This is a genomic window from Corynebacterium striatum (genome assembly GCF_016728105.1).
GTDB classification, from domain to species: Bacteria; Actinomycetota; Actinomycetes; order Mycobacteriales; family Mycobacteriaceae; genus Corynebacterium; species Corynebacterium striatum.
In genome coordinates this window covers 2,024,641-2,049,083 of sequence record NZ_CP068158.1, presented here as the reverse complement: position 1 = coordinate 2,049,083, position 24,443 = coordinate 2,024,641, and the positions used below count along the sequence as shown (strand labels likewise).

Sequence of the window (24,443 nt, the reverse complement as noted above, 5' to 3'; positions counted from 1 at the left end):
GATTTCCCACCAAGGAGTCGCAATGACCACCACTTCGCACCGCGTAGCAATCCTAGGCGGCAACCGCATCCCGTTCGCTCGTTCCAACAAGGAATACGCGCATGCCTCCAACCAAGACATGCTGACGAGCGCGCTCGACGGCCTCGTCGCCCGCTATGGACTGCACGACGAGCGCCTAGGACTCGTCGCCGCCGGCGCAGTTCTCAAGCACTCTCGCGATTTCAACCTCACCCGTGAGGTGGTCCTGGGTTCTGCGCTCGACTCCACTACCCCAGCCATCGACCTCCAGCAGGCATGCTGCACCTCGCTGGCAGCGGCCATCCACGTCGGTGACGCCATCGCCCGGGGCCGCATCAGCTCCGGCATCGCGGGTGGCACCGACACCACCTCGGACGCACCGCTCGCCGTCAACGACTCTCTGCGCCGGACCCTCATTAACCTCTCCCGCACCAAGACCGTGGCCCAGCGTGCACAGCTCATTGGCTCCATTCGCCCGGGACAGCTGGCGCCCGAGCAGCCCCAGAACGGCGAGCCACGCACCGGCCTTTCCATGGGTGACCATGCAGCCATCACCGCCCGCGAGTTGAAGGTCACCCGCGCCGACCAAGACCAGCTGGCGTTGGAGTCCCACCAGAAGCTACACCAGGCCTGGGAAGAGGGCTTTTTTACTGACCTGACCACCGGCTACTTGGGCGTCAACCGCGACACCAACCTGCGCGCGGACTCCACCTTGGAAAAGCTCGGACAACTCAAGCCAGTCTTCGGCAAGCGCGACGCCCAGCAGCACGGCACCCAGGCCACGATGACTGCAGGCAACTCCACGCCGCTTACCGATGGCGCCTCGGTGGCGCTGCTTGGCAACGAGGACTGGGCCGCACAGCATAACCTCGAACCGCTTGCTTACCTGGTGGACTCCGAGACCGCTGCAGTGGACTTCATCCACGGCGGCGACGGCCTGCTTATGGCACCGACCTACGCGGTTCCTCGCCTGCTTGAGCGCAACGGCCTCAGCCTGCAGGACTTCGACTTCTATGAGGTCCACGAGGCATTTGCCTCCCAGGTACTAGCCACGCTGACCGCCTGGGAAGACGAGACCTACTGCCGCGAGCGCCTCGGACTGCCCGGCGCGCTCGGCCCCATCGACCGCACCAAGCTCAACGTAAAGGGCTCCTCCCTGGCAGCGGGCCACCCGTTCGCCGCAACCGGCACCCGCATCCTGGCCACCACCGCCAAGATTCTGGAAGAAAACGGCGGCGGCCGCGCTCTGATTTCCATCTGCGCAGCCGGCGGCCAGGGCGTGGCTGCCATCGTCGAGCACTAGAACACCAACGAGACCACCTGCCCAAACTCCCCAATCAATTAAGGAAACCCATCATGGCACTCACCAAGACTCTGAGCAGAGACTCCAACAAGGAACAAAACCCTGGCCGCGGCGACGGCCGTTCTGCACCAGCCCAAGCCGAGCCGCGCAGCCCAGGCCGCCTGCCCACCACTCCGAAGCCTTCCGTGGCCACCGAGCTGGGAGCGCTTCTCGATGGCCCACACGCCTCTTTCCGCCACGAGTTGCGCGAATTCATCGACGATCCAAGCCTCTTCCCGCGTCCTGAGCTCTCGGTTGCCGAGCAGCGCGAGCACACCTTTAACAACCTTACAAAGGTCCGCGACTTCGGCGGCTTCCAAAAGGGACTGCGCCGCGACAATGGCGGTCCGGGCAAGCCGATTCTTTCCACCTTCACTCTGGAAGGCCTGGCATGGGCCGACGGTTCCCTGGCCATCAAGTCCGGCGTGCAGTGGGGCCTGTGGGGAGGTGCGCTCGACCAGCTAGGCACCGAACGCCACCTCGAATGGGTAGAAAAGGCAAGCTGCCTTGAACTACCTGGTTGCTTCGCCATGACCGAGCGCGGTCACGGTTCTGACGTCCAGTCCCTGGAGACTACCGCTACCTATGATCCGGAGACTGATGAGTTCATCATCAACACTCCAAAGGACACCGCGGTAAAGAACTACATCGGCAACGCCGCAAAGGACGGCCGCGCTGCAGTGGTCTTTACACAGCTCTACACCCCGGGCAGCGATGGCCGCAGCCACGGCGTGCACGCCATCATCGTGCCGATTCGCGACGAAGAGGGTAACTCCCTGCCGGGTGTCACCGTGGGCGACCACGGCCACAAGGGCGGCCTGGTCGGCGTAGACAACGGCACATTGCGCTTCGACAATGTCCGGGTCCCCCGTGTGAACCTGCTCAACCGCTTCGCCGATGTCGACGAGAAAGGCAAGTACACCTCCCCTATTGAGAACCCCAACGCCCGCTTTTTCACCATGCTGGGCACGCTCATCCGCGGCCGCATGGGCGTGGCGGGCGCCGCCGGTGCCGCGACTGAAGCCTCGTTGGATATTGCGCTGCGCTACGCCAACCGACGTCGCCAGTTCGAAGGCGCAACCGGTTCCGAAAAGCGTCTCATCGATCACCGCCAGCACCGCCGCCGCCTGCTCATCCCGCTCGCACGTACCTATGCGCTGCACCTGCTACACAATCAGATCCTGGAGCGCTACCAGGAAATGAACGACCAGCAGGAGTCCGGCACGTGGTCCGTGACCACCCCGGATGAGGAGCAGAAGTTCGCCTCCCGCGAGATGGAGTCCCTCGCCGGCGCCATCAAGGCAGCGCAGACCCAGCACGCCATCCGCACCATTCAAGAATGCCGTGAGGCCTGCGGCGGCGCCGGCTACATGTCGGAGAACCGCCTGACCACATACCGTGCCGACTCGGATGTCTTCGCCACCTTCGAGGGCGACAACACCGTCCTCATCCAGATGGTGGGCAAGAACCTACTCACGGCATATGGCCGCGCGATGAATGACATGTCCCCATGGGACACCGTGCGTTACGCCGCGACGACCGCCACCGAAGTGGTCCGCCGCCGCACCGGCTTCACCACTCGCTTGCAGGGGCTGGTGGACTTGGTGAACCCGAATGAGGCATCGCTTTTCGACGCCGTGTACCAGGCCAAGCTCATCGACGATCGCGCCCAGTCCGTGCTCTTCTCCCTCGTGCGCCGCATCCAGCCAGCCCGCAAGGCGGATAAGGTGCAGGCGGCCGCCATCGTGGACAAGTGCCAGGACCACCTCATCGCGGCTGGTTGGGCCCGCGTGGATACCCTGCTGGTCCAGGCCATGATCGAAGCAGAGGAGCGCCTGGAAGAGGGTTCGCTGGCTCGCCAGGTATTCGAGCAGCTACGTCACCTGTTCGTTCTGTCCACGCTGGTCGAGCACGCCGGCTGGTATCAGGAACACAACCTGCTTCCCGCAGGCCGTATGAAAGCTGCTCGCGCCGCCATCAACGACCTCGTCGATTCCCTGGCGCCCTGGTCGGTGGTCTTGGTAGACGCTTTCGGCCTGCCTTCCGAGGTATCCAACATTCCGATGCTCACCGAGACAGGCGTAGACCCGCTTCGCCACTAACTAAAGCGCCGCACCACTAGTTAGGCCGCAACGACCATCCAGACAGCGACCATGTGTACAACGGCGGCGGCGATAGTCGCCGTGTGAAAGTGCTCGTGGTAGCCGTACCACCGGGCGTTGCGGCCTGGCCATTTAAAGCCATAGGCCAACGCGCCCACGGAATAGATGACGCCGCCTGCGAACAGCAGCCACACCACAGCGGGCCCCGCCTCAGTCCACAACATTGGAATCAAAGGCAACACCAACCATCCCAAGGTCAGGTACACCACCACATCGAGCCAGCGTGGGTGGTCAATCCACACCAGATTCAGGATGACGCCCATAATTGCACCAACCCACGCTATGCCCAGCATCCAAGCAGCCTGGACCGGCTCAAGCACAATCGCACAGAGCGGCGTATAGGTGGCAGCAATAAACACCGCGATGGTGGCATGGTCAGCGCGCCGCCACCATCGCACCGCCCGCGCGGTGGGCCATGGCCAACGGTGATAGAGGGCCGAAACGCCGAAGAGCCCCACCACCCCAACGCCATAGACGGTCACTGCAAGCGCCTGGTCCCACGAGATGCTCATCCACGCAAACGTAATTAAGACAGTGGAGGCAATCACGGAAACAATAGCCGCGAAGAGGTGACCCCACCCACGCGTTAGTGGGCGTTCGCCGCGGTCTGCCACGAAATAGCGGCGCTCAATGAGTTTTTCTAAAGCGCCGTTTTCGCATTTTTCATCGGGGGTCGTGACCCCATGTTGGATCGCCATCAAGAACGCCTTACTTTGGGAATCTATTTAGCCTCAACACTAAACTTACGTTTCCGTAACTATACGGGCCTAGCCTCAGGGGTTCAAGGGGATCTCCAACAATGTTCTGCTCCCCGGTGGTGACCAGCCACGCCCGAGCTTCTATCTCTTGCCAGGTGTACAGGGCGGCCAAGAGCGCATAAACCGGATGACCCAGGAGCTGTCTCCACTGACCAGGGCGCGCACTCCTTCGGCTGGTTCGAGCAACAGATGAAGATCAGCTGAGCACGGACCATCGCTCGCTCTGGGGTTCCCGCCCCGGTTGGGTCCCCGTCTTTGGGTCCCATTGGTTGGGTCCTATTGCGAGTGAAGTTTTGTGTTTTGGGATGAAAAAGGCTCCCTTTGCTAGCAAAGGGAGCCAATGAATGGGACCTAACCAGGGGGACCCAACCAGCCGGGCTCGGGACTACTTGCGGAAGTACTCTGCCGCAGACTCGAAGAGCTTCATATCGTACTCGCCCGGCACGTTCTTGTACGTCGACGGCGAGATGCGCTCAGAGTGGCCCATCTTGCCCAGGACGCGGCCGTCCTCGGACATGATTCCTTCAAGGGCGAAGAGGCCACCGTTCGGGTTCACAGAGATATCCATCAGCGGGTTGCCTGCAGCGTCCACGTACTGAGTCACTGCGGCAGCCTTGAGGCGCTCCCACTCAGATTCACCAGCGGTGATGCGGCCCTCGCCATGCGAAATCGGGACGGAGAAGACGTCGCCTTCATTGACCTTGGACAGCCATGGCGAATCGTTGTTGACCACGCGGACGCGGGAGATGCGCGACTGGTGGCGGCCGATGCTGTTGAAGGTCAGGGTCGGGGTCTCAGTGCCTGGCTCGGAGATGGCTCCGAACGGAACCAGGCCGAGCTTGATGAGCGCCTGGAAGCCGTTGCAGATGCCCAGGATGAGGCCGCCGCGCTCGTCAAGGAGGCCCTGCACGCCTGCGGACAGGGACGGGTTGCGCAGGAAGGAGGTGATGAACTTCGCGGAGCCATCCGGCTCGTCGCCGCCAGAGAAGCCGCCCGGCAGGAAGAGCATCTGCGAGCGGTCCAGTGCAGCCGCCATGCGGTCCACGGACTCAGCAATGTCTTCAGGGGTGCGGTTGCGCACCACGAGAATCTCAGACTCGATACCCGCGCGACGCAGCGCTGCCGCAGAGTCGTACTCGCAGTTGGTGCCCGGGAAGACCGGGATGAGCGCCGTGGCCTTTGCCCCACCGAAGGTCGGGGTGATGGTCCGTGCGACCGTCTCCCCCTTAGCAGCAGCGCCGAGGTCAACAGAGCCAGCCTGCTCCACCGTGGTCGGGTAAATCTCTTCCAGGGTGCCCAAGTAGGCAGCCTCAGCGTCAGCAAAGCTGACCTCCGCGCCGCGGTAGCTGAAGCCGCCAGCGGTGGTGGTACCCAGGGCAGAGCCGGCAACGGGCTCCTGGCCTTCTGCCCACTCGAGGACGAAGGCGCCGTAGGCGTAATCGTAGAGAGGGGCGTCGTCAGCGAAGGCGAAGCCGATGCCCTCACCCAGGCCCATCTTCAGGACTGACTCGGCAGGGCCGCCAAAGCCGGGGGTGTACGCGGAGACGACCTTGCCTGAGCGCAGCAGCTCAGTCACGGTACGGAAGTTCTCCACCAGCGACTCTGGGGTAGGCAGGCCGGCGAGGGCGGTATCGGAGGCGTCGGCAAGCGCAGGCGAAAGCAGCGTCACCTGGTGGCCTGCGGCCTTGAAGTGGTTAGGGACCATGTTGCCCGCGTCGTCGTGGCTGACGGCAACCGAAATAACCGTTGGCGGAACGTGCAGCTCTTCGAAGGTTCCGGACATGGAGTCCTTGCCGCCAATCGCGGCGACGCCGAGGCCAAGCTGGGCCTTGATGGTGCCCAGCAGCGCAGCAGTTGGCTTACCCCACGCGGAGGCAGAGTCCATGCGCTCGAAGTACTCCTGGAAGGACAGGTAGGTCTCATCGAAGGAGGCGCCGGTGGCAATCAGCTTGGACACGGACTCCACAACGGCGAGGTAGGCGCCGTGGTACGGGCTGGCCTCGGTGACGTATGGGTTGTAGCCCCAGGACATCACGGAGCAGTTGGTGGTCTCGCCCAGCGCCGGGAGGGTGTTGGCCATTGCCTGAATCGGGGTGGCCTGACGCGTGCCGCCGAAAGGCATGAGCACGGTACCCGCGCCGACGGTGGAGTCGAAGCGCTCGGAGAGGCCTTGCTTGGAGGCAACGTTGAGGTCAGAGGCCATGCCGAGGAAGGACGCGTTGAAGTCCTCCTGGCGCGCCCACTCACGGGACGCGCCGCGCCAATCACCAGCAGGGGCGACGTCAGCGGTGGCGTGCTTGTCCGCGCCGTTGGTGTTGAGGAACTCGCGTGAGAGATCCACGATGGTGGTGCCGCGCCAGTGCATGCGCATGCGGCCAGAGTCAGTGACCTCCGCAACGACCACGGCGTTGAGGTTCTCCTCGTTGGCGAGGGCGATGAGCTTGTCGATGTCGCCTGCCTCAATCACGGTAGCCATGCGCTCCTGGGACTCAGACAGCGCCAGCTCGGTGCCGTCGAGTCCCTCGTACTTCTTTGGAACGGCGTCCAGGTTGATCTCGAGGGAATCAGCCAGCTCGCCCACAGCCACGGCGACGCCGCCGGCGCCGAAGTCGTTGCAGCGCTTGATGAGCTTGGAGAATTCCGGGTTGCGGAACAGACGCTGCAGCTTTCGCTCCTCCGGCGCATTACCCTTCTGCACCTCTGCCCCCGCGGTAGCCAGGGACTCCACGGTGTGGGACTTGGAGGAACCGGTGGCTCCGCCGATGCCGTCGCGGCCGGTTGCACCTCCGACCAAGACCACGAGGTCACCTGCGGCCGGCACCTCGCGGCGCACGTTAGCGGCTGGTGCGCCCGCGACAACTGCACCCATCTCGAGGTGCTTGGCCACATAGCCCGGGTGATAGAGCTCGTCGACGAGGCCGGTGGCCAGGCCGATCTGGTTGCCGTAGGAGGAGTTACCGGCAGCGGCTACGCGCGCGATGGTCTTCTGCGGCAGCTTGCCCGGGCGCGTGGTGGTCTCCAGTGGGTTGCCGGAGCCGGAGATGCGCATGGCGCCGTAGACGTAGCCGCGGCCGGACAGCGGGTCACGGATAGCGCCACCGATACAGGTAGCGGCGCCACCGAAAGGCTCGATCTCGGTTGGGTGGTTGTGGGTCTCGTTCTTAAAGAGCAGCAGCCATGGCTCTTCCTTGCCATCCACGGTGATGGTGACGTGCACGGTGCAGGCATTGATCTCTTCGGAGACGTCCATGGCGTCGAGCTTGCCCGTGGCACGCAGGACCTTGCCCGCGATGGTGCCCATGTCCATCAGGGTCACCGGCTTGGTGCGGCCGATGGACTCGCGGGCTGCGAGGTAGTCCTGGTAAGCAGCCTCGACGGCTGGCTCGTTGAAGGTGATGGAGTCGAGAATCGTCTCAAAAGTGGTGTGGCGGCAGTGATCGGACCAGTAGGTGTCGATTACCTTGAGCTCGGTGATGGTGGGTTCGCGGTCTTCGGAAGCAAAGTAGTTACGAATCAAGGTGGCGTCGTCAGCGTCCATGGCCAGGCCGTGGGATGCGACGGATTCGGGGAGGGCGGCGTCGGAAAGCGCAGTAAAGCCCTCGAGGGTCTCCACGTCAGCGGGCGTGGCCACCTGCAGTGCCAGCGTCTCAGGCAGTTCCAGGGAAGCCTCGCGGGCCTCCACCGGGTTGATGAGGCCTGCGCGCATGGCCTCCGGAATGGTGCCCTCGACTGCGTAGACCACAGCGGTGCGAACGCGCGGGCGCTCCTTTTCAAAGAGGAACTGAATGCACTGTGCAGCGGAGTCCGCGCGCTGATCGAATTGACCAGGTAGCGGCTCGACCGCGAGGACCTCGCCGTCGACGCCGGCCTCGTCCAACGTGGAATAGGTTGTGTCTACCTGCGGTTCAGAGAGAACCAGCTGAACCGCGGTGGCGAACTCCTCATCCGTGGTGCCCTCTACGTCATAGCGGTTGAGCAGGCGCACTTTGACGCCGTACTCTTTCGACAATGCCGCGGCATGCCCACCCTCGCGATTTTCCACGTACACGCGCTGAACCATCGTGCCTCCAGTTTTCTTTAAGCTCAAGTTTTAACTCGGTAGTCGACTTAGTGCCGACAGTATTTCCCGCGGGGAACGAAAACCAATTCTATAGGGCGGCGGGTTGGGGGTGGTTCGGTTTGGAGGATTACTGGCACCGAGGCCTCGCGTGGGCACAATTTGCCAAATAGTGCGCCCAAATTTGCTGATTTTCCGGGCTTGCTTGGCAAATTGTGCGCAGTTCGCACGCCCCTGCCCCGCGAAGCCCACGTAAACACCCGATGAACCGCAAGACAAACTTTTTGGGCATGCAGGTAAACCCCCAAGACATCTGGGGGATGAACGCTTGGCAAGCCCGACGCGGTGCCTTAGAAACAAATGGTCATATATCTCCTATTGCAAGGTTTCTCATGCGCTCTCGTTCTCTCCACGCGCTTTCTTTGACCGCGCTCATCTCCACTTTCTCCACTCTCACCGTCCCCGCCCATGCAGCCCCCGCAGGTGATGCCGTGGTCCTTTCTGAGGTTTACGGCGGCGGCGGAAACTCTGGTGCGACCTTTACCCACGACTTCATCGAGCTCTTCAACCCCACCGAAGCCGCGGTCTCGCTGGATGGTTGGTCCGTCGAGTACTTTTCCGCCGGTGGCAACTCGGGCGGCAAGGCTGCTCTCAGCGGCGCGATTCCGGCTGGCAAGCACTACCTGATTCAGGCTGGCCAGGGCAACGGCGGCTCCACGCCACTGCCTACCCCAGACGCGGAGTCCTCCCTGAACCTGTCCGGTTCGAAGGGATCGGTCAAGCTTTACGACGCCTCCGGCAACGAGGTTGACCTCGCCGGTTACGGTTCCGCCCAGCTGGCAGAAGGCACCCCTGCCCCAAGCACCTCCAATGCAGAGTCAGTCTCTCGCGATGAGGCGGGCACCGATACCGACGACAACGCTGCCGATTTCCATGTCGGCACGCCAACTCCTACGCCTTCCGGAAACGAACCAACCACGCCCGCTGAGCCAGAGGAACCAACGCAGCCTGCAGACCCCGGCCGCGAGCTAAGCATCGAAGAAATCCAGGGAACCGGCGCTCAGTCTCCGGTTAAAGACCAGAACGTCACGACCAAGGGCGTCGTCACTGGCGTGTGGTCCGAGGGCGGCATCAACGGCTTCACTATCCAGACCGGCGGCACCGGAAACGAGGCTCCTGCTGCTTCCCCGGCGCTGTTTATTTACATGGGTAACAAGGAAGCCTCTGCTTATCCGCAGCTCGGGGATTCCGTGCAGGTTTCTGGCAAGGTCTCGGAGTTCTTTGACGCCACCCAGCTAACCGCAGATGCCGTCGAGAAGCTCGATGCTCCCCTGCCGGAGGTCACCGCGCTCGAACTGGAGGCCCTGCCGGAAGGCGACGTCGCCCGTGAGGCCTACGAGCACATGCTGGTGCTGCCTGGCACCCACACCGTGACCAACAACTACGCGCTCAACCAGTATGGCGAGGTAGGCCTGGCGCCGGGCACTGAGGCACTCCGCCAGCCGTCGGACCTTTATGACCCGTCGACAGACCCAGACTCCGACCTACAGAAACTCGCCGCTTCCAACGCCGCCAAGCTGGTCACTCTGGACGATGGCCGCACGAAAAACTACCTCGAGTCTGACCAATCCACCCCGCTGCCATATATCGCGCAGGACAACGCACAGACCATCAAGTCCCTGCGCACCACTGACCAGGTAACTTTCCAGCACCCGGTCATCGTGGGTTACTCCCATGAACAGTGGCGCTACCAGCCCACCGCACCGGTAACGGGCAATACGGCAGGCAGCGATTTGCCGATTACCTGGGAAGACTCCCGCGAAAAGGAACTGCACGCACTCGACGTCGAAGGCGAATACACCATTGGTGCCTTCAACGTATTGAACTACTTCACCTCCCTTGGCGAGGAGTACGGCGGCAGCTCCTACGATGACATGAACGGCAACCCGGTCACCGTCAAGCGCGGCACGACCCGCGGTGCTTATACCGCGGAGGCCTTCGAGAACCAGCAGCGCAAGATTGTCGCGGCCGTAAACGGTCTTGATGCCGACGTCATCGCCCTTTCTGAAATCGAAGACGGCTACGGCGTCACCGGCGACAAGTCCAAGCGCGACCAAGCCTTGGCGCACCTGACAGACGAGCTCAACGCGGCCGCTGGTTCCGAGAAGTGGGCCTACGTGACCTCCCCGGAGAAGCTGCCGGACACCGTGGACGTCATCCGCACCGCGTTCATCTATAAAAGGGATCGCGTCAAGCCGGTTGGTGAATCCCGCATCTTCGTCGACGACCGCTTCACTGGAACCGCCCGTGAGCCGCTAGCGCAGGAGTTCGCGCCAGTCGACGCCGCGGATGACGAGACCTTCGTGGCCGTGGCCAATCATTTCAAGTCCAAGGGTTCCGTTGTTAAGGGTGACGCCGACACCGGCGACGGCCAGGGCAACAACCCCAACGTGCGCAAGGCACAGGCCGAAGCCGTTCTTGAGCACCTGGCTAAGCAGCCAGATTGGCAGGACAAGGCCACCTTCGTGATGGGTGACCTCAACACCTATACCCACGGCGATGCCATTGATGTCTTCCGCGACAGCGGCTACACCGTTCCCGCTGAGGACTACCACGCGGATGCCTCCTACCAGTTCTCTGGCCTGTTGGGTTCCCTCGACCACGTCCTGGCAAACGAGGTTGTATCCGGCAAGGTAACCGACGCCCAGGTGTGGAACATCAATGCCGACGAGCCGGTGGCCTTTGAGTACTCTCGCCGCAATTACAACATCGTGGACTTCTACGACGATTCCCCGTTCCGCGCCTCCGACCACGACCCGGTCAAGGTCGGATTCAGCCTGGGCGAGGCGGCCGCTACCCCAGACGAAGAACCAGACACCGACCCAGACAGCAAGCCCGGCACCAACAAAGGCTCCAGCTCCAGTAACGGCTCTAGCTCTGGTTCGAGCACCGGCAGCATCATCGCATTGATCCTTGCGGTTGCCGTCCCCGGCATCGCAATGTTGCTCGGCGGTTCGCTGAAGTTCCTGACACCCCAGCTCATCGACGCCCTGCCACCGCAGGTCCGGGATTTCCTCAAGCTCTAGGCTCCCGGGAGCGTTTCCTCCGGGGCGTCTTCCCCGGAGCGTTTCCCCCTTACGCACAATTTGCCAAATAGTGCCCTGAATTAGCGCGGATTCGGCAGTCTAATTGGCAAATTGTGCGCTTTAGCGCGTTCGGTGCACGCTTTTGCGCGTTCGGCGTGCGTTCGGTGCACGCTTGACGTGCAATTCCGCGGGAGGCTTTTAACGCTTCGCCAAAAAGACTCCATAGTCCGCGGGCTGCGCGCCGGCGCTCGCGGCGCGGTCAATCGCCTTGATGAAGTCCGATACCACTTTCCTGTCATTCAGGTTGCGGCCAGAGATGGAAAGACGCACGGTGTTGCCACGCAGCGCGGAGCGCTCAGCTGCGCGAATAATGTTGCGGCGCCACCACTTCGCCGCGCCGAAGCCCTCGCCGAAGGAGAGGTTGCGGGTCTGGTGGAACTTGCCCGAGCGCAACTCGTGGATGCCACGCGTGGAGGCCGCGACATCGAAAGCAAAGTTCGGCAGGACCTCCAAGGTGCCAGGCGACATACGCCAGCGTGGAGGTGCGAAGATGCTCGGCTCGAAGCCCAGCTTGGCCATCTGCCGCGTGGCGCCCTTCAGACGGAGATTGGCCTCGTGCGAGTCAAGGTTAGCGAACTCGGCGCGGCGGCCTTGCACCGCTTGGTCGAAGCCATTCAGGATGAGCAACCTACCCGCGGATTCCTGCTCTTTGAGAAAGCCTAAGGTCTTGTCATCCTTGGCCAGGTGCCAATTGCCGTCGATATGTGGTGCAACCAGCAAAGAGACCGGGATTTCTTCCCGGTCGAGCTCTTTGATGAGGTTACTAGCTTGTTTCCGCGTGTCAGAAAAGATGCTGGAAATCGAAACTAGAAGGTGGCCATGCATAAGTGCAATTATCGCACAGCCACCGCGAGTCCGCGCGGCGAAGAGCTTCTAGGCTTTCAACCCCGTGGCCTTGTTAATGGCCCACGCGTACTCGAAGGCATTCTGGCGCCACTTGTTATAACGCCCTGAAACGCCACCGTGGCCAGCAACCATCTCCGTCTTGAGGAGGAACTGCCCGCCCTTTGCGGTATCACGCAGCTTGGCAATCCATTTCGCTGGTTCCACGTAGAGCACGCGCGTGTCGTTGAGCGAGGTAATCGCCAAAATGTCCGGGTAATTCTGCGCAGTGACGTTCTCGTAAGGCGCATAGGACTTCATGTAGTCATAGACCTCTGGGTCGTGGTACGGGTCGCCCCACTCTTCCCACTCGATAACCGTCAGCGGTAGCTCCGGCTTCAGGACGGAAGTCAGCGGATCCACGAATGGTACAGAAGCCTGGATGGCCGTGAAGCGGTCCGGGGCCATGTTTGCCACCGCGCCCATCAGCAGGCCGCCGGCGGAGCCGCCTTCAGCCACCATCTGATCTGCGGTGGTTACGCCGCGCGCGATGAGGTCATCGGCCACCGCGATGAAGTCGGTGAAGGTGTTCTTTTTCTGTAGAAGCTTGCCGTCGTCGTACCAGGTTCGCCCCATCTCACCGCCGCCGCGGACGTGCGCCATCGCGAAGATCATGCCGCGATCCATCAAGGACAGACGGAAGACGGAGAAGTACGGGTCCATGCTGGTCTCATAAGAGCCGTATCCGTAGAGAAGCGTCGGGTTAGCTTTAGTGCGGTCAAGATCAGCGCGGTGCACGATGGAGACCGGAATCTGCGTGCCGTCGGAAGCCTGCGTCCACATTCGGTAGGCAACGTAGTCATCCTTGTTGTAACCGCCCGGGACTTCTTGTTCCTTGAGCAAGGTGTACTCGCCAGTCTCAACGCGGTAATCGAAAAGCTGCGAAGGCTGGATGAAGGAGGTGTAGCTCACGCGCAGTACCGGCGCATCCCATTCTGGGTTGCCGCCAACGCTCACGGTGTAGAGCTCTTCGTTGAAGTTTAATTCCTTAAATTCGGACCAACCATGGCGTACATCCATGATTGCGGCACGCCCGATGCCGCCGCGGCGGTAGCCTACGACGACCTGGTCGCGATAGGTATCCACGCCTTCCAGGCGCGCATCCTCGCGATGCGGAATCAGCACATCGAGATCGCGGAGCGGTGCGAGGTCCTCCCCTACGGCCAGCGGCGTGGTGGCCAGGGTGAAGTTCGGGCCTGAGGCATTGTGGGTGACAAACCAATAGGCCTGGCCATCGATCTCGGCATAGTCGACGTCGTAGTCAACACCTGCTTCGCGCTGCCACAGAACCTGGAATTCGCCTTCCGGGTCCGTGCGATCCAGCACCCAGGTCTCTGAGGTCAGCTTCGAGCAAATGACGATGAACAGGTACTTCTCGCTGCGCATACTGCCGACGCCGATGTTGAAACGCTCGTCAGCTTCATGCATGACCTGCACGTCTTCGGACTGCTCGGTTCCCACCTTGTGGCGCCAGACGGTATCTGGGCGCCACGCATCATCGACCGTGGTGTAAAAGATGTAGTCATCACCCACCCAGGTCGCACCGTAGAAGATGCCGTCGAGGCGGTCGGAGAGCAGCTCGCCGGTACGCAAGTCCTTGATGACCAGAGCAAAACGCTCGTCGCCAGCGGTATCTACGGAATAAGCCAGCAGGTTGCCGGAGTCAGAGACGGTGGAGGCACCCATCGCGAAGAATTCGGTGCCTTCTGCTAGCTCGTTGGCATCTAGGAGGATTTCCTCGCCCTCAGGCGCGCCTTCTTCTGGAATAACGGGAGCGGTCCACGGGTCAGCACCTTCGGCCACCGGAACGCGGCAGCTAATGCCATAGTTCTTGCTCTCGACAGAGCGGCCGTAATACCAGTACTGGCCCCTGCGCGAAGGCACGGACATATCCGTTTCCTTCACGCGCGACTTTACTTCCTGGAAGATGTTCTCAGTCAGCTCTTTAAGGTGCGCAGTCTCCTGCTCAGTATAAGCATTCTCCGCGCGCAGATAATCGAGCGTTTCTGCAGATTCTTTATCCCGCATCCATTCGTAATCATCCACGAAGCTGCGGCCATGGAACTCGCGGGTGATGGGGTGTTTTGCGGCAATCGGCGGGGTCAATTCAGTCATGCCGCCCCACTTTACGCAATCTGCGGCTAGAAGTAACCTTAGAAGGAGTTTCCCGAAAGACGCTCATAAGCCTCAACGTAGCGAGCACGGGTGGCCTCGACGACGTCGTCAGGCAGGCGCGGCGGCTTGGTATCAGAGGCCTGGTCCCAGCCGGATTCCGGCGAGGTCAGCCAGTTGCGGACGTACTGCTTGTCAAAGGAAGGCTGAACCTTGCCCTCCTCATAAGTATCGGCTGGCCAGTAGCGGGAGGAATCCGGGGTTAGGACCTCATCGGCAAGAATCAGGGTGCCATTTTCATCGAGACCGAACTCGAACTTGGTATCAGCCAGGATGATGCCCTTTTCCCCCGCGATGCGGGCGGCCTCGGAGTAGATGCGCAGGGTGGCAGCGCGCAGCTCTTCCGCACGTTCTTTGCCCAGCTTGGCGACGACCGCGTCAAAAGACACGTTCTCATCATGCTCGCCCTGCTCCGCCTTAGTGGCCGGAGTAAAGATCGGCTCCGGCAGGCGGGAGGCCTCGGTGAGGCCCTCCGGCAGCTCGATGCCGCAGACAGTGCCGCTTTCCTTATATTCCTTAAGTCCCGAGCCGGTGAGGTAGCCGCGCGCGACGCACTCGAAAGGCAGCATATCCAGCTTCTTGATCACCATGGCGCGGCCCAGCACCTCCTCCGGGATGCGCTCGTCATCGAGCGGGCCAGCGAGGTGATTCGGGAAGTCAATGACGTCGAAGAAGAACTTCGAGGTCGCGGTCAGCACACGACCCTTGTCCGGGATAGCCGGGTCCAGGGAGTGGTCGTAGGCCGAGATGCGGTCGGAGACGACCATCAGCAGGGTGTTCTCGTCGACGTCGTAGATGTCACGGACCTTGCCAGAAGCAAGGTGCTTATAAGAAGAAAGTTCTGGGCGCATGAGTCTTATCCTAATTCGCTTTTAGAGAATCTCGCCTGGGGTATAAGCGGCGGCCTTCGGGTGCTCGCTGACCAGGTTGTTGATGCGGGTGAGAACCTGATTAACCTGGGACTCAGCAGCTCCAATGAAAGCGTGCTTGTCAGCCAATGCGGCCTCAAGATCCGCTGCGTTCATCGGCAGACGTTCATCGGCTGCAAGGCGCTCGACGAGGTCCTGCTCGCCACCGTTTTCACGCATATTGAGTGCAACTGCCACGGCATTTTCCTTGATGACCTCGTGTGCGGTCTCGCGGCCCACACCAGCGCGCACGGCGGCCATGAGGATGCGGGTGGTGGCCAGGAACGGCAGGTAGCGCTCCAGCTCGCGGTTAATCATGGCAGGGAAAGCACCGAACTCGTCCAGGACGGTCAGGAAAGTCTCAAACTGGCCGTCGAGAGCGAAGAATGCATCCGGAAGTGCCACGCGGCGAACCACGGAGCAGAACACGTCGCCCTCGTTCCACTGCTGGCCAGACAGATCGGCCACCATGGTCAGGTAGCCGCGCAGGATGACCTGGAAACCGCACACACGCTCACAAGAACGAGCATTCATCTTGTGCGGCATTGCAGAAGAACCAACCTGTCCTTCCTTGAAGCCCTCGGTCACGGTCTCGTTGCCGGCCATGAGGCGGATGGTGGTAGCCAGCGAGGACGGACCAGCGCCGAGCTCCACCAGAGCCGAAACTGCGTCAAAGTCGAGGGAGCGTGGGTAGACCTGGCCCACGGAGTTGAAGATGCGGTGGAAGCCCAGGTGATCCGCAATTGCGGTCTCCAGGGAAGCAAGCTTGTCCTCGGAACCGCCCATGAGGTCGAGCATGTCCTGGGAGGTGCCCATCGGGCCCTTGATGCCGCGCAGCGGGTATCGCGCGAGCAGGGACTCCACGCGCTCGATGCCCAGCAGCATTTCATCAGCTGCGGAAGCAAAGCGCTTGCCCAAGGTGGTGGCCTGGGCGGCAACGTTGTGCGAACGACCTGCCATCACCAGTGTCTGGTAATCGGCGGCGTGCTTGCCGATGCGCGCAAGCACAGCAATGGCTTTATCACGGATGAGGCGCAGGGAGGAGTGAATCTGCAGCTGCTCGACGTTCTCCGTGAGGTCGCGGCTGGTCATGCCCTTGTGGATGTGCTCGTAGCCAGCTAGCGCGTTGAACTCCTCGATACGGGCCTTGACGTCGTGGCGCGTGACGCGCTCGCGAGCGGCAATGGACTCGAGGTCAACCTGGTCAATCACGGACTCGTATGCCGAGATAGCTTCGGCGGGGATGTCTACTCCCAGATCCTTCTGCGCGCGCATGACAGCGATCCACAGCTGGCGCTCCAAGATGATCTTGTGCTCCGGGCTCCAAATGTTGGACAACTCAGCGGAAGCATAACGAGAGGACAGGACGTTGGAAATGTTCTTCTTATCAGCCACGGGAAACATTATTCCACGTATAAAGCCCAGCCTGAACCTTTTGGAAGCAAGCTGGGCTATACGGGGGTGCGTTAGAAAAAGCTAGATAGAAATCTCGCCGTCTTCGGCACGCTTTCCGATGTCGCGACGGTAGAAGCTGCCTTCCAGTTTGAGGCCTTCTAGCACCTCGTAGGCGGCAGCTCGTGCCTCGGCGAGCGTGGCGCCCTGGCCCAAGACATTGAGCACGCGGCCGCCGTTGGAGATGACATCGACTTCCTCTTCAACACCTGGCGAGCCTTCGGCTTGCGAGGTGCCCGCGTGGAGAACCTTGTTCGGGTCATCCAGACCTGGGCCAGTGATGACGTCGCCCTTGCGTGGGGAGGCCGGGTAGCCCTCTGCTGCCAGGACGACGGTAACGGCGTAGCCGTCCTTCCACTTCAGCTCGTCCAGCTCCGCGAGCGTGCCAGTAGCGGTGGCGTTCAGCGCCTCCGCCAACGGGGACTCCAACATGGACAAAACAGCCTGGGTTTCTGGGTCGCCGAAGCGGCAATTGAACTCAACGACGGCAATGCCTTCCTTGCCCCACGCCAGACCGGCGTAAAGCAAGCCCGAGTACGGGTTGCCGCGCTTGACCATTTCTGCGGCAACCGGCTTGCACACTTCATCCACGATGCGCTGCACGCCGTCGGCAGGCAGCCACGGCAACGGGGTGTACGCCCCCATGCCGCCGGTATTGGGACCCTCGTCATTGTCGTAGGCACGCTTGTGGTCCTGTGCCGGCAGCAGCGGGACTACAGTCTCGCCGTCAACGAGACAGAACAGGGAGACCTCAGGGCCGTCGAGGAAAGATTCGAGCAGGACCGGGTTTCCTGCCGCGTGAACCTCGTTCACGTGCTCCTTGGCAGCAGCGCGATCATCGGTGACCACAACACCCTTGCCACCGGCAAGTCCGTCATCCTTGACCACGAAGGGCGGGCCGAAGCGGTCGAGTGCTGCCTCGATCTCGGCATCGGAAGTGCCCGGCACGAGCTGCTCCGCACGCGCCGTCTTCACGCCAGCTGCATTCATGATGTCCTTGGCAAAAGCCTTGGACCCCTCGATCTGAGCTGCGGACTTGTTGGGGCCAAACACGGCTATGCCGTTGGCACGCAGCTCGTCGGCAACGCCGGCCACAAGCGGCACCTCGGGGCCGACGACGACGAGCTCAGCGTCAATCTTCTGCGCCAGCTGAAGCATCTGAGCTGGGTCATCAACCTTGGAGTACGCAGGGTGCACGGTGGCCAAGTCCGCGAAATTAGGCGAGCCAGGGGCAACGTGAAGTTCGGTGGTCAGTGGATCTGCCTTGAGACCTTTAAGCAGGGCGTGTTCGCGGCCGCCCGAGCCAATTACGAGAATGCGCATGCCGCCTATCTTAACTGGCGGTAGCCTAGTCACCATGTCTTCTGTATTTACCAAGATTATTAATGGCGAACTGCCAGGTCGCTTTGTCTACCGCGATGAAACCTGCGTGGCTTTTTTGTCCATCGAACCGCTGCGCTACGGCCACACCCTCGTGGTACCAGTCGAGGAAGTAGATAAGTGGACTGACCTTGACCCAGCTACGTGGGCGCACCTCAATGCGGTGGCACTGGAAATTGGCGCTGCTATCAAGACCGCCTTTGACACCCCACGCACCGGCTACATCATCGCGGGCTTCGATGTGCCACACACCCACATCCACCTCTTCCCCACCGAGAAGATGGAGGAGTATGACTTCGCCAAGGCTTATGCCGCCGACGCCACCGACCCGGCCGCCATGGATGAGGCAGCAGCCCGCATCCGTCAGCACCTCGGCACTGACGAGGAAGGCCGCCGCTAGGCAGCCAGCGCGGGCAGGCGCAACGTAAACGTTGAGCCTTCGCCCAGCGCAGACTCCACAGAGATCCTGCCTCCGTGTTGTTCCACAAGGGACTTCACAATGGCCAGGCCTAAACCGGAGCCGCCTGTATCGCGGGTACGCGAGGTATCCGCGCGGTAGAAGCGTTCAAAGATGTGGCTGGCATCCTCGGGGGCCATGCCCTTGCCATCATCCGCGACGTCGATAAGCACATCAGTGCCTTTCTCCCCCGCTTCCTCGCGGATGGTGAGCTTGACCTTCGCCTCCTCGCCACCGTGGCGAAGCGCGTTGGAGACCAGGTTGAGCAGCACCTGGTGCAGACGGTCAGGATCACCCTTAACCAGCGGGATATCGGCGGCCTCATTGACCACATCGATCTGGCGACCAGGGAAGGCCGCGCGGGCCGAAGAACCAGCTGAGAGCACTAGCTCAAGCATATCCACGGTGCCCATGTCTAGGCGCGAACCCTCCGCGCGGGTCAACGCGAGGAGATCCTCAACCAGCAGGGACATGCGCTTGGACTCATCATCAATCTTGGAAAAGACCATGTCCACGTCCTGCGTGGCGCCGGAGCGATACAACTCGGTGTAGCCACGCAAACTGGTAAGCGGGGTGCGCAACTCGTGGGAGGCATCGCCCACAAAGCGGCGCATCTGTTCCTCTTTCTCCTGCGCCTGCACCACGGAACGCTGCAGCTGCCCCAGCATGATGTTGAGGGCGGCCGAAAGCTGGCCCACCTCGGTGTGTAGCGGCCAATCCGGGACACGCTTGTCGAGGTCTCCCGCCGCAATCTGCGAGGCAGTTTTCTCCACCACTCGCAATGGGCGCAGCGCGCGGCGGATGAACCACATACCGACTACAGCGATGATGCCCATGACCACCGCTGTAATGATGATCTGCACGATCGCGAGACCGCGCAGCATGATCGTCTCACGGGTCAGGTCTTTGGCCACGATGGTGACCGTGCCGTTTTGCTTGATGGCCACGGCACGCCACTTGGTTTCAGAATCTCCCACTGATTTGATGGTTGCCGGCTCGTCATCGATATAGAGCTTCTTGGCGTCCGGCATGCTGGCATTGGGGCCGGTGTAGAGAATGGTTCCGTCCGGCAGATAGGACAAAACAACGTATTCCGTCGGTGGACGCCGGGAGTAGTCGCCCGCGTAGGAATCGTTGCTCAGGTTGCGAACCCAGCCATTGGTGGCCTCTTTGAGCTGCTCGTCCACGTTCGCGTACATGACGTCAGTCATGATCGAGGAAACAGCCAACGAGGAACCGGCAAGACCCAGACCAGAGACCAAGACCATGAGCACGAGCAACCAAGTGCGCAAAGGCATCGCCTTGGGTCGCTGCACGCGGCGTCGCTTAGCAGGCTCGCCGACGGGAACCGCAGCGCCCGTAGTTACCACCGGTTCAGGCGAATCAAGCGGTACCTTTGGTGCCGCGGAATCAGAAGTGCTCATTAGGTTTTAGTTTCTCGGACTTTGAGGACGCTTAGGAGCGCGGCATACGCAGCACATAGCCGACACCGCGGACGGTGTGGATGAGCTGGGTATCCCCGGTATCGATCTTGCGGCGCAGGTAGGAAATATAAGATTCGACGACGTTGCCGTCACCACCGAAGTCGTAGTGCCACACGTTGTCCAGAATCTTGGACTTGGAAAGCACGACTTCCTTGTTCTGCATCAGGTAGCGCAAAAGGTTGAACTCTGTGGGCGAAAGCTCGACGATCTCGCCGCCCTTGGTGACCTCGTGGGTGTCATCGTTGAGGGTCAGATCCGCATAGGAGATGGTGGCGTCATTGTTAACGTCGTCCACGTTGGCGCCGCGGCGCAGGATGACGCGCAGGCGGGTGATGACCTCTTCTAGGCTAAATGGCTTGGTCACATAGTCATCGGCGCCGATGGTCAGGCCGTGGATGCGCTGATCCACGCTGTCCTTGGCGGTCAGGTAAAGGACCGGGCCGTCGAGGCCTTCCTGGCGCAGCTTGCCTAGGAGCTCGAAGCCATCCATGCCGGGCATCATGACGTCCATGATGTAGGCGTCGGGGTTGACTTCGCGGGCCACGCGCAGCGCTTCGGTGCCAGAGTTAGCACTAAATACTTCGAATCCCTGGAACTTCAGGGATACGGTGAGTAACTCCACGATATTTGGCTCATCGTCAACGACGAGGACTTTTACTTCTTTACTATCGTCCATTGTTTCTTGTAACTTCCTTAAGTGGCTGCGTTTGGCAGATGTTGGGAGATTGCGGATTAAATGTTTCTCTCTTGAGCTTCTTTTAGATAATGGCACCTCGTCATCCAAGGGCACTGAAGAGATTCTGGACGCAACCTGTGAACCTCCAGGCTAGCTATTTTCCCTAAGTCAAGCAGAATCCTTTTCTAGGCCTTAGTATTTCGACTTATGACTGACTCCCCGGCCAACTCGCTCGCCTCTCCTAGTACGGGTTTTGATACGCCCACGCGCAAGCGCACAAACATGCGCACAGACAAGGCGACCGTGGCAGCTTGGGCAATGTGGGACTGGGGTTCGGCTGCGTTCAACGCGGTGCTGGTGACCTTCATCTTCTCCGTCTACTTGACCGACTCGGTGGGCAAGCAGATCGATTCCCAGTTCACTCCCGCACAGTGGCTGTCATGGTCCATGACGGTGGCGGGCCTTGTTATCTTTGCGGTCACCCCGGTCATGGGGCAGCGCTCCGACCGGCTGGGCAGGCGCCGCCGCGCGCTGGGCTTTTGGTCGCTTATGACGTTCCTTGCCATGGCGGCACTCGCATTCATCCGCAACGATGCGCCCGTGTACTTCTGGCTGGGTCTGCTGGGCCTCGCGGTGGGCTCAGTGACCATCCAGTTCGCTGAGGTCAACTACTTCGCGCAGCTCAATCAGGTGGCTGAGGAGGACAAGGTGGGCAGGGTCTCCGGTCTGGGCTGGTCCGCGGGCTATTTTGGCGGCATCGTGCTGCTGCTCATCTGCTACTTCGGGTTCGTGTCCGGGGATGGCGGCGCGCTGGAGCTTTCCACGGAGGGCGGCTTCAACATGCGCATGGTGGCGCTGCTGGCGGCCATCTGGTTTGGTGTGAGCGCCCTGCCAGTGCTGTTTCGTGTTCCGGAAATTACGCCTTCGGGCGGTGCGGCCGGCGGCGTGGTGGATTCCTACAAGGAGCTCTTCCGCACGCTGCGGGATCTGTGGCAGGTGGACCGCAATGCGGTCTACTTTCTTTTCGCCTCCGCCATATTCCGCGACGGATTGTCCGCGGTGTTTAGTTTTGGTGCCGTGCTCGGCGTATCCGTCTATGGGCTTTTGCCTGGCGACCTCCTCATCTTCGGCGTTGCCGCCAACGTCGCCGCTGCACTGGGTGCGGTGATAGGCGGGCTTATCGACGACCATGTGGGCCCCAAGGCCATCATCGTCACCTGTCTCATCACGCTCACGGCGATGGCCATTGTGATGTATTTTGCTTCGGGCGCCACGGCCTTCTGGATTTGCGGGCTCGTCCTGTGCCTATGCGTGGGCCCGGCGCAGGCTTCGGCCCGTGGCTTCCTCGCCCGCGTTGCCCCTGCGGGCCGCGAGGGCGAGATGTTCGGACTTTATGCCACGACCGGCCGCGCGGTGAGCTGGCTGACTCCCCTGCTCTTCGGCCTGTTTGTGTCGTGGCTCGGCCAAGGCGACCGCGGCGGCGTGCTGGCCATCGGCCTGGTCCTGCTCGTCGGCGCGCTCATCCTCATTCCGGTGCGCGATCCGCACAAAAGCTAGCGAGCCGCTTGGCCGTCCGTAGCGAGCCGCTTGGCCGTCCGTAGCGAGCTTTAGCTCGCTACGGACGCGGGATGTTACGCAGGTTGGACTGCGCCAGCTGCAGCATCTGACCAACGCCACCGCCGAAGACAGTGCGGGTAGCTGCCTTGGAGAAGCCCAGCAGCTGCTCGAAGGTCAGTGTCGGCGGGATGGACAGTGCGTTCGGGTCGGTGACCATGTCCACCAGAACTGGGCCATCGAAGTCCATAGCCTCGCGAATCTGCTTGCGCGCCTTCTTTGGGTCCTCGATGCGGATGTGCTTGATGCCCGCAGCCTCAGCAATCGCCGCGTAGTCCACGTGTGCGTGGTCGGTCTCGTGCTCCGGCAGGCCCTGCACCAGCATCTCCAGCTTGACCATGCCCAGGGAGGAGTTATTGAAGACGAAGGTCTTCACCGGCAGGTTGTGCAGCTTCACGGTGAGCAGCTCACCCATGAGCATGGACAGTCCGCCATCGCCAGAGAAGGAAATGACCTGGCGGCCTTCGTTAGCGGCCTGTGCTCCAATGGCCATCGGAAGGGCGTTGGCCATGGTGCCGTGGCGGAAGGAGCCGATCTGCTCGCGCTTGCCGTTCGGCGTGATGTAGCGCGCGCCCCAGACGTTGCACATGCCGGTGTCGACGGTGAAGACGGCGTCGTCAGCCGCTTCTTCATCGATGATGTTGGCCACGAACTCTGGGTGGATAGGCTTCATCTTCTCAGCCTTCTTGGTGTAGGCCTCCACCACGTGGTTGAGCTTGTTGTAGTGCTCCTTGAGCATCTTGTCCAGGAAGCGGCGATCCTTCTTCTCATCAATGTGCGGAAGGATGTTCTCGATGGTGGCAGCAACGTCACCGGTGACCGGGTACTTGATCTTGGTGCGGCGGCCGATGTGGGAGCCGTCGATGTCGACCTGCGCCACGTTCTCCTTCGGCAGGAAATCGTTGTACGGGAAGTCGGTGCCCAGCAGGATGAGCAGATCGGCCTCGTGGGTGGCGTCGTGAGCCGCGCCGTAGCCCAGCAGACCGGACATGCCGACGTCGAACGGGTTGTCGTACTGGATGTACATCTTGCCGCCCAGGGCGTGGCCGATTGGCGCCTTGATCTTCTCAGCCAGAGCCAGCACCTGCTCACGCGCATCCTTGACGCCTGCACCGACGAAGAGCGCCACGGTCTTAGCCTCATTGATGGCCTGAGTCAGGGCTGCAGCCTCGGCTGGGTCTGGGAACACAACCGGGCGGCCGGCGGAGATGGTGGAGGTGGTGAAGGTGTCGTCCCCAGCCTCCTGCGTGGAAACGTCGCCCGGGATGACCAGCACGGATACACCCTTGCCAGCCATGGTGGACTGGATTGCGTGGTGCAGGATAACGCCGCCCTGATCAGCAGAATTGACCATCTCGCAGTAAGCGGAGCACTCGTTGAAGAGCATCTCCGGGTGGGTCTCCTGGAAGAACTTGGAGCCGATCTGGCGGGATGGGATGTGGGAGGCGATGGCTAGGACCTTGGCGCCGTTGCGGTGGGCGTCGTAAAGCCCCTGCACCAAGTGGGTGTTACCAGGACCGCACGATGCCGCGCATACAGCAAGCTTGCCGGTGGTCAGGGAATCCGCCTCAGCGGCGAAGGCTGCGGCCTCCTCGTTGCGGACGTGAACCCAGTCGATCGAGGAGCGGCGGACTGCGTCAACAATAGGGTTCAGGGAGTCACCCACGAGGCCATAAATGCGCTCGACACCCTGCGCCTCGAGAGTTTCTACGAGCTGTTCTGCGTAATTTTTCGCCATATCACTGCTTCTTTCAGAAATAGTCTTGAGGATTTTGTAACTAGAAAGTCTTTAGAAAATCTCCACACCCCAGTGTCCCCGTACAGTCACTGCCATGCCAACAAATTGCTTAAGACTCACGCTCACCCCACTCGAGTGACACGGAGCACACGCCCTTCCACGGGTTTGAAACTGCAATGACCGTTCGGTACAGTTTC

At 61.4% G+C, this 24,443-nt stretch carries 15 protein-coding genes; 5 read left to right on the top strand and 10 right to left on the bottom strand.

Going from position 1 to position 24,443, the window contains the following annotated elements:
• Nucleotides 1-22 precede the first annotated feature (22 nt).
• Nucleotides 23-1,321 carry an acetyl-CoA C-acetyltransferase gene (locus tag I6I72_RS09545; protein ID WP_005531337.1) on the top strand — a complete coding sequence of 433 codons (1,299 nt, stop codon included), beginning with the start codon at nucleotides 23-25 and terminating at the stop codon, nucleotides 1,319-1,321.
• Between the two features lie 53 nt (nucleotides 1,322-1,374).
• Nucleotides 1,375-3,462 (top strand): acyl-CoA dehydrogenase family protein, encoded by a 2,088-nt coding sequence (locus I6I72_RS09540; RefSeq protein WP_201806797.1) that lies wholly within the window; start codon nucleotides 1,375-1,377, stop codon nucleotides 3,460-3,462.
• Nucleotides 3,463-3,482: 20 nt separating this feature from the next.
• Here I6I72_RS09540 and trhA read toward each other — a convergent pair whose 3' ends face one another.
• Nucleotides 3,483-4,220: a PAQR family membrane homeostasis protein TrhA gene (gene trhA, locus I6I72_RS09535; RefSeq protein ID WP_049147027.1), complete on the bottom strand. Its 738-nt coding sequence runs from the start codon at nucleotides 4,218-4,220 to the stop codon at nucleotides 3,483-3,485.
• A 445-nt stretch (nucleotides 4,221-4,665) separates the two neighbouring features.
• On the bottom strand, nucleotides 4,666-8,367 hold the full coding sequence (locus I6I72_RS09530) for a phosphoribosylformylglycinamidine synthase (RefSeq protein WP_236592614.1): 3,702 nt from the start codon (nucleotides 8,365-8,367) through the stop codon (nucleotides 4,666-4,668).
• 362 nt (nucleotides 8,368-8,729) lie between these two features.
• Between I6I72_RS09530 and I6I72_RS09525 the strand changes: the two genes are divergently transcribed.
• The gene (locus I6I72_RS09525; RefSeq protein ID WP_049147029.1) at nucleotides 8,730-11,423 is read left to right on the top strand and encodes an ExeM/NucH family extracellular endonuclease; all 2,694 of its coding nucleotides are present in this window, start codon (nucleotides 8,730-8,732) and stop codon (nucleotides 11,421-11,423) included.
• Nucleotides 11,424-11,621: 198 nt separating this feature from the next.
• Here I6I72_RS09525 and I6I72_RS09520 read toward each other — a convergent pair whose 3' ends face one another.
• The 5 genes from I6I72_RS09520 to purD all read right to left on the bottom strand — a co-directional run bounded on the left by I6I72_RS09520 (nucleotide 11,622) and on the right by purD (nucleotide 18,220).
• Nucleotides 11,622-12,308, bottom strand: a complete 687-nt coding sequence (locus I6I72_RS09520; RefSeq protein ID WP_049062727.1) for a DUF2334 domain-containing protein — start codon at nucleotides 12,306-12,308, stop codon at nucleotides 11,622-11,624.
• 48 nt (nucleotides 12,309-12,356) lie between these two features.
• Nucleotides 12,357-14,480 carry a S9 family peptidase gene (locus tag I6I72_RS09515; RefSeq protein WP_201806784.1) on the bottom strand — a complete coding sequence of 708 codons (2,124 nt, stop codon included), beginning with the start codon at nucleotides 14,478-14,480 and terminating at the stop codon, nucleotides 12,357-12,359.
• Between the two features lie 38 nt (nucleotides 14,481-14,518).
• Nucleotides 14,519-15,388, bottom strand: a complete 870-nt coding sequence (locus I6I72_RS09510) for a phosphoribosylaminoimidazolesuccinocarboxamide synthase (protein ID WP_049062729.1) — start codon at nucleotides 15,386-15,388, stop codon at nucleotides 14,519-14,521.
• A 21-nt stretch (nucleotides 15,389-15,409) separates the two neighbouring features.
• The gene (purB, locus tag I6I72_RS09505) at nucleotides 15,410-16,849 is read right to left on the bottom strand and encodes an adenylosuccinate lyase (protein ID WP_005531323.1); all 1,440 of its coding nucleotides are present in this window, start codon (nucleotides 16,847-16,849) and stop codon (nucleotides 15,410-15,412) included.
• Between the two features lie 72 nt (nucleotides 16,850-16,921).
• A complete protein-coding gene (purD, locus tag I6I72_RS09500) occupies nucleotides 16,922-18,220 on the bottom strand; it encodes a phosphoribosylamine--glycine ligase (protein ID WP_049062731.1) in 1,299 nt (432 codons plus the stop codon).
• A 34-nt stretch (nucleotides 18,221-18,254) separates the two neighbouring features.
• Here purD and I6I72_RS09495 point away from each other — a divergent pair, with 34 nt between their 5' ends.
• Nucleotides 18,255-18,677: an HIT family protein gene (locus tag I6I72_RS09495; protein WP_005531319.1), complete on the top strand. Its 423-nt coding sequence runs from the start codon at nucleotides 18,255-18,257 to the stop codon at nucleotides 18,675-18,677.
• On the opposite strand, the gene I6I72_RS09490 is transcribed toward I6I72_RS09495, so the two are convergent.
• Nucleotides 18,674-20,032, bottom strand: coding sequence for a sensor histidine kinase (locus I6I72_RS09490; protein WP_129720810.1), 1,359 nt, complete (start codon nucleotides 20,030-20,032; stop codon nucleotides 18,674-18,676). The genes I6I72_RS09495 and I6I72_RS09490 overlap by 4 nt on opposite strands.
• Nucleotides 20,033-20,189: 157 nt before the next feature.
• Complete coding sequence (locus I6I72_RS09485) at nucleotides 20,190-20,894, bottom strand: response regulator transcription factor (RefSeq protein ID WP_005531315.1); 705 nt, start codon at nucleotides 20,892-20,894, stop codon at nucleotides 20,190-20,192.
• A gap of 207 nt (nucleotides 20,895-21,101) precedes the next feature.
• On the opposite strand from I6I72_RS09485, the gene I6I72_RS09480 reads away from it, so the two are divergent.
• Nucleotides 21,102-22,451, top strand: a complete 1,350-nt coding sequence (locus I6I72_RS09480; RefSeq protein ID WP_201806781.1) for an MFS transporter — start codon at nucleotides 21,102-21,104, stop codon at nucleotides 22,449-22,451.
• A 58-nt stretch (nucleotides 22,452-22,509) separates the two neighbouring features.
• Here the strand turns inward: I6I72_RS09480 and I6I72_RS09475 are convergent, their stop codons facing one another.
• Nucleotides 22,510-24,246 (bottom strand): pyruvate dehydrogenase, encoded by a 1,737-nt coding sequence (locus I6I72_RS09475; protein ID WP_005531311.1) that lies wholly within the window; start codon nucleotides 24,244-24,246, stop codon nucleotides 22,510-22,512.
• Nucleotides 24,247-24,443 lie beyond the last annotated feature (197 nt).